Source organism: Ideonella sp. P3_A4 (genome assembly GCF_056403075.1).
In genome coordinates, this window is sequence record NZ_JBFUGE010000385.1 from 1 (window position 1) to 5793 (window position 5793).

Annotated in this window: 7 protein-coding genes and 2 pseudogenes; 7 read left to right on the forward strand and 2 right to left on the reverse strand. The window is 66.3% G+C overall.

Annotation, left to right across the window (positions count from 1 at the left end):
* Positions 1 to 231, reverse strand: a pseudogene (locus AC1DYI_RS24735) (M48 family peptidase); the annotation flags it as partial.
* 68 nt (positions 232 to 299) lie between these two features.
* On the opposite strand from AC1DYI_RS24735, the gene orn reads away from it, so the two are divergent.
* Entirely contained in the window at positions 300 to 860 is a 561-nt protein-coding gene (orn, locus tag AC1DYI_RS24740; protein WP_477206787.1) for an oligoribonuclease, read from the forward strand.
* A gap of 30 nt (positions 861 to 890) precedes the next feature.
* Here orn and AC1DYI_RS24745 read toward each other — a convergent pair whose 3' ends face one another.
* Positions 891 to 1184: a copper-binding protein gene (locus tag AC1DYI_RS24745; protein ID WP_477206788.1), complete on the reverse strand. Its 294-nt coding sequence runs from the start codon at positions 1182 to 1184 to the stop codon at positions 891 to 893.
* A 129-nt stretch (positions 1185 to 1313) separates the two neighbouring features.
* Between AC1DYI_RS24745 and argB the strand changes: the two genes are divergently transcribed.
* From argB to AC1DYI_RS24775, 6 genes and pseudogenes are all read left to right on the forward strand, one after another.
* Positions 1314 to 2222 (forward strand): acetylglutamate kinase, encoded by a 909-nt coding sequence (gene argB / locus AC1DYI_RS24750; protein ID WP_477206789.1) that lies wholly within the window; start codon positions 1314 to 1316, stop codon positions 2220 to 2222.
* A 13-nt stretch (positions 2223 to 2235) separates the two neighbouring features.
* Positions 2236 to 3156, forward strand: coding sequence for a DMT family transporter (locus AC1DYI_RS24755; protein ID WP_477206790.1), 921 nt, complete (start codon positions 2236 to 2238; stop codon positions 3154 to 3156).
* Positions 3156 to 3842, forward strand: coding sequence for a pyrimidine 5'-nucleotidase (locus AC1DYI_RS24760; protein WP_477206791.1), 687 nt, complete (start codon positions 3156 to 3158; stop codon positions 3840 to 3842). The genes AC1DYI_RS24755 and AC1DYI_RS24760 overlap by 1 nt, the downstream gene beginning before the upstream one ends.
* Positions 3842 to 4534 (forward strand): nucleoid occlusion factor SlmA, encoded by a 693-nt coding sequence (slmA, locus tag AC1DYI_RS24765; RefSeq protein WP_477206792.1) that lies wholly within the window; start codon positions 3842 to 3844, stop codon positions 4532 to 4534. The genes AC1DYI_RS24760 and slmA overlap by 1 nt, the downstream gene beginning before the upstream one ends.
* Before the next feature lies 1 nt (position 4535).
* Complete coding sequence (gene pdeM / locus AC1DYI_RS24770; RefSeq protein WP_477206793.1) at positions 4536 to 5198, forward strand: ligase-associated DNA damage response endonuclease PdeM; 663 nt, start codon at positions 4536 to 4538, stop codon at positions 5196 to 5198.
* Positions 5199 to 5359: 161 nt separating this feature from the next.
* Positions 5360 to 5793, forward strand: a pseudogene (locus AC1DYI_RS24775) (bifunctional metallophosphatase/5'-nucleotidase); the annotation flags it as partial.

Here is a 5793-nt window from a genome sequence, read left to right on the forward strand (position 1 = left end):
CAGCAACACGGCTCCGATGGTTTCGGTGGTCATGCCGAAACGCAGGCGCGCGAGCGTGTAGTCCGCCGCGCGCTGGTGGGCGCTCAACGGGATGGATTCATCGAACGGGGCCGGCACGGCACCGCGGTGGGTTTGTACGCTGCGCGCCTGGCGCCCCGCGAGCCAGAATTTCATGGCCTGCGAGGCGGCGAGGGCGGCCACCAGCGATAGCGATACGGTCAACGCCTGCATGGCAAAGAGTGTATGTTGTCGGACAATCGCCGACCCTTTCTTATCCTCAACCCGCCGGGCCACCCACCATGAGCGCCACGATGCTTTCGAAGAACGACCAGAACCTGATCTGGATCGACCTGGAAATGACCGGGCTGAAGCCCGAGTCCGACCACATCATCGAGATCGCCGTCGTCGTCACCGATCCGCAGTTGACGGTGCGTATCGAAGGCCCAGTGTTTGCAATCCACCAGAGCGACGCGACGCTGGACGCGATGGACGCCTGGAACAAGGGCACGCACGGCCGCAGCGGGCTGATCGACCGGGTCAAGGCCTCGACCATCGGCGAGCCCGAGGCCGAAGCGCGGGTGATCGAGTTCCTGGCCGGTTATGTGCCGGCCGGCAAGAGCCCGATGTGCGGCAACTCGATCTGCCAGGACCGGCGTTTCCTGGCCCGCCACATGGCTGGGCTGGAGGCTTTCTTCCACTACCGCAACCTCGACGTCAGCACGCTGAAGGAGCTGGCGCGGCGCTGGAAGCCGGCGGCGATGGAAGGCTTCAAGAAGGCCCAGGCGCACACCGCGCTGGCCGACATCAACGAGTCGATCGACGAGCTGGCGCACTACCGTACGCACTTGCTCAACGTCTGAACGATGGCCGGCTCACGCCGGCCCAGAGGTTCACTTGGCCTTGCGAACGGCCGTCACGACGTACTGACCGTCGACCTTGTCGGCGCTGAACTCGATCTTGTCGCCGACGGTCAGGCCGTCCAGCAGCGTGTTCGGCTTGGCCTTGTAGGCCATGGTCATCGCGGGTATCTGCAGGGCCTTGATCTCGCCATGCTTGATGGTCAGCTTGCCCTGGGTGTGGTCGATCTTGCGCACCTCGCCCTCCGTGGCGCCGGCAGGCGCAGCGGCCAGCAGCGCCAGCGAGGCTGCAATACTGCTGAGGGCGATGGTGAAAGTCCTGGTCATGGCATGGTTCTCCAATGGCACCTCTACAACCCTTCAGGCACCCTGGTGGATGACAGCCGCGGGCTCGGGACGCTTCCCTAGAATGTCCCGACTGCCCATTATTCACACCCTTTCACACCGCCGCACGCCATGAGCCACGCCACCGCGCCCGCCAACGTCGACCACATCCAGCCGCGCGAAAAGGCCGAAATCCTGGCCCAGGCGCTGCCGTACATCCGCAAGTTCCACGGCAAGACGCTGGTCATCAAATACGGCGGCAACGCCATGACCGACCCGGATCTGCAGCAGGACTTTGCCGAAGACGTGGTGCTGCTGAAGCTGGTCGGCATGAACCCGGTCGTGGTGCACGGCGGCGGGCCGCAGATCGACGAAGCGCTGTCGCGCCTGGGCAAGAAGGGCACCTTCATCCAGGGCATGCGGGTGACCGACGAAGAGACGATGGAGGTCGTCGAGTGGGTGCTCGGTGGCGAAGTGCAGCAGGACATCGTCGGCCTGATCAACGCCGCCGGTGGCAAGGCCGTGGGTTTGACCGGCCGTGACGGCGGCATGATCCGCGCGAAGAAGCTGAAGATGGTCGACAAGGACGACCCGAGCAAGGAGCACGACGTCGGCCAGGTCGGCGAGATCGATTCGATCGACCCCAGCGTGGTCAAAGCTCTGCAGGACGATGCGTTCATCCCCGTCATCAGCCCGATCGGCTTTGGCGAGAACAACGAAAGCTACAACATCAATGCCGATGTCGTGGCGGCGAAGCTGGCCACGGTGCTGAAGGCCGAGAAGCTGGTGATGCTGACCAACATCGCCGGCGTGCTGGACAAGCAGGGCCAAYTGTTGACCGACCTGACCGCGCGCCGCATCGACGAGTTGTTCGCCGACGGCACGATCAGCGGCGGCATGCTGCCGAAGATCGCTGGCGCGCTGGACGCGGCCAAGAGTGGCGTCAACGCAGTGCACATCATCGATGGCCGCGTGCCACACGCGATGCTGCTGGAGATCCTCACGGATCAGGCTTACGGCACGATGATCAGATCCCACTGATCTCCCACGACCGATGACCACCCACAGCCCGGCCGCTGCGATGGCGGCCGCCTGCGGCGCCGCGTTCCTGTGGGGCACCGGCGCACTGGTGGTCAATCTGCTGATCGCCCGGTTCGGTCTCAGCCCCGAAAGCATTTCGTTCTGGCGCTTCGTCGTCGGCGCGGTCTTTCTGATCGCGTTGTTCGCGCGGCCCGCGGTATGGCCGCGGCTGCGTGGCGAGCTGTGGCTGCTGATCGGGGCTGGCGCCTGCATGGCGATGTACGTGCTGTGCTGGTTCCTCGGCATTGCGCGCATCGGCGCTGCGGTGCCGACGTTGATCGCGTTGTGCCTGCCGCCGGTGCTGGTCACGCTGGTGGCCGTGGCGCGAAGGCATGAGCGGCTTGATGCCGCACTGGTTGCCACGTTGGCCGCCGCACTGATCGGCACGGCGCTGGTGGTGTTGCGCCATGGTGGCCTGACGGCGGATGCCGATGCAGGAACGACGGTCGCCGGCGTGTTGTTCTCGGTTGCGTCTGCCGTGCTCTATGCCGGCTTCACACTGGTCAGTGGTCGGCTGTCGCAGGCGCTGGGTGCCGGTCCTTCAACGATGGGGCTGACGGTCGTGGCCGCCGTGGTGATGGGCTTGAGTGCCCTCTATGCCCCGTTAGCCTGGCCGGGTGACATCCCGCCCGAAGCCTGGTTGCTTTACCTCGGCCTGGTGACCGCGGCGCTGGCGTTGCTGGCCTTCAGCTGGGGCGCCGCGCGTCTGAGCCCGACGGCGTTGACGGTCGCGACGCTGGTCGAACCGCTGACGGCGGTGCTGTTGGCCGCGTTGCTGCTGGGTCAGGCTTTGTCAGCCTCTCAATGGCTGGGCGCCGTGCTGATGCTGGCCAGCATCGCCGCGCTCGGCAAGCGCGACGCTCAACGCATGGCCGCCGCGCGAGCTGAGCACTGATGGCCGCCGAGCGCGTCTGGCTGTTCGACCTCGACAACACGCTGCACAACGCGGCGGTATCGTCCTTCCGCCTGCTCGATGGGGCGATGAACGATTACATCGAGCGCGAGCTGGGCGTGAGCGCCGACGAAGCCAACCATCTGCGCAGCCACTACTGGCACCGCTACGGCGCCACCTTGCTGGGCCTGATGCGGCACCACGGCGTCAAGCCGGCGCACTTCCTGCACCACACCCACCTGCTGCCGACGCTGGAGCGTGAGGTCGCGACCCACCCGCACGACGTGGCCGCCTTGCGCCGCCTGCGGGGCCGCAAGTACATCCTGACCAACGCGCCGCTGGCCTATGCCGAACGGGTCTTGCGCCAGCTCGGCATGCTGAAGTATTTCGACGGCGTCATCGGCATCGAACAAATGACGATGTTCGGCCAGTGGCGCCCCAAGCCCSATGCGCGCATGTTCCGCGCGCTGGCGGCCAAGTTGCGGGTGCCGCCGCGCCGCTGCGTGCTGGTCGAAGACACGCTGGCACACCAGAAATCGGCTTATGGGGTCGGCATGCGCACGGTGTGGATGCAGCGCTGGGCGAGACGGGGTTCACACGGGCCGGAAGTTGGTGTTTACCTGCACCGAAAGCCTGCCTATGTGTGTGCCAGAATCGCCTCGCTCCAACAGTTGCGCCGTGTGCCGTGATGCCTGACCTGCCCGAAGAAACCGAAGCGGCCGAGGCCGAGGCACCCCAGCCGGAAGCGCCAGCCGAGCCCCCTGCCGGCTCCTCCGCGCCCAGCGGCAACGAAGCCCCGGCGCGCAAGCGCCCGAAGCCCGGCGAACGCCGCGTGCAGATCCTGCAGACGCTGGCGTCGATGCTCGAGCAACCTGGCGCCGAGCGCATCACCACTGCCGCCTTGGCCGCCGCACTATCGGTCAGCGAAGCTGCGCTGTACCGCCATTTCGCCAGCAAGGCGCAGATGTTCGAAGGGCTGATCGAGTTCATCGAATCCAGCATCTTTGGCCTGATCAACCAGATCACCGAACGCGAGACCAGCGGCTCGGTGCAAGCCCAGCGCATCACCCAGGTGGTGCTGCAGTTCGGCGAGAAGAACCCCGGCATGACCCGCGTGATGGTGGGCGACGCACTGGTGTTCGAGAACGAGCGCCTGACCGCTCGCATGAACCAGTTCTTCGACCGTGTCGAATCGCAGCTGCGCCAGAGCCTGCGGCAGGCTGTCGACCAGGCCGGCTCGGACACGCCGACTGTCGAAGCCAACGGCCGTGCCTCGGCTCTGACGGCCTTCATCGTCGGCCGTCTGCAGCGTTATGCCCGCTCGGGTTTCAAGCGCAGCCCGACCGAGCAACTGGACATCGCGCTGGGTCTGTTGACCTGAGGTGTCCACCGGCGCGGACCACGCGCTGAACTGGGGCGGCAGCCAGCTCTGGCTGTGCCCCGAGCGCGCCGCCTTCTGGCCCGACGAGCGGGTGCTGCTGGTGGCCGACTTCCATCTCGGCAAGGCGCACAGCTTTCGCCGCCTTGGCGTGCCGGTGCCCGGTGGCACCAGCGAAGCCAACCTCGCGCGTCTGGGGGCCCTGGTCGATCGGTTGCAAGCGCAAGAGGTGGTCTTCCTCGGCGACTTCCTGCATTCGGCGCGTGCGCGCAGCGGCCCGGGCATCGCCAAATTCGCGGCATGGCATCAAGCGCGGGCCTCGCTGCAACTGACCCTGGTGCGCGGCAACCACGACCTGCGCGCAGGCGACCCTCCGGCCGAGCTGGGCATCCGCGTGGTCGATGAGCCCCACGCACGGGGCCCTTGGACGCTTTGCCACCACCCCGTGGCGCGCGAGGGCCAGGCCGTCGTGGCTGGCCACTTGCATCCCGCGGCTCTGGTGGGTGGCACGGGCTTCGACCGCTTGTGCCTGCCGGCGTTTCACTTGCACCATGAAGTGCTGGTGCTGCCCGCCTTTGGTGAATTCACCGGCTTGAAGGCGGTGTCGCGCACCGCCGGTGACCAGTGCTGCGTGACCGATGGTGTGCAGGTGTTTCGGCTGCCTTGAAACGTCACCATCACGTTTGAGAATTAGGGGGAGGGCCCATGTTCTTCATCGAAAGGACACCAATCGATATTCCAATACGGGCCTCTTCGAGCCCTGCCGGCGCGACCCCCGTCGCGGCGATGGCGCTCGCCCCTTCAATTCCTTGTGAAGCGAGTCCTGAGATGCCTTCTCATCCCGCCAGCCATGTGCTGACCGCCATCGCATTGGGCGCCGCCCTGGTTGGCTGCGCCAGCGCCGCCTCTTCGTCGAACACGCCCGCCAAACCGTCCAAGCCCGGCACCGGTGTCATCAAGATCCTGGCGCTGAATGACCTGCATGGCCAGATCGAATCGCCGGGCACTTTCCGCGCGAACGCTGACTCGCCGCTGGTGCCTGCTGGCGGTGTCGACTACGTGGCCGGCTACATCGCCGCCGCCCGCGCTGCCAACCCGAACACCGTGGTCGTCTCCGCCGGCGACCTGATCGGCGCCAGCCCGCTGGTGTCGGCCTTCTTCCATGATGAGCCGACGATCGAAACGATGAACCGCGCCGGCCTGGACTTCAACGCTGTCGGCAACCACGAGTTCGACGACGGCAAGGACGAGCTGCTGCGCAT

Bases quoted from the DNA above. Each gene is read 5' to 3' on its own strand.
- orn (WP_477206787.1), top strand. From the start codon at position 300: ATGAGCGCCACGATGCTTTCGAAGAACGACCAGAACCTGATCTGGATC.
- AC1DYI_RS24745 (WP_477206788.1), bottom strand. From the start codon at position 1,184: ATGACCAGGACTTTCACCATCGCCCTCAGCAGTATTGCAGCCTCGCTG.
- AC1DYI_RS24755 (WP_477206790.1), top strand. From the start codon at position 2,236: ATGACCACCCACAGCCCGGCCGCTGCGATGGCGGCCGCCTGCGGCGCC.
- slmA (WP_477206792.1), top strand. From the start codon at position 3,842: ATGCCTGACCTGCCCGAAGAAACCGAAGCGGCCGAGGCCGAGGCACCC.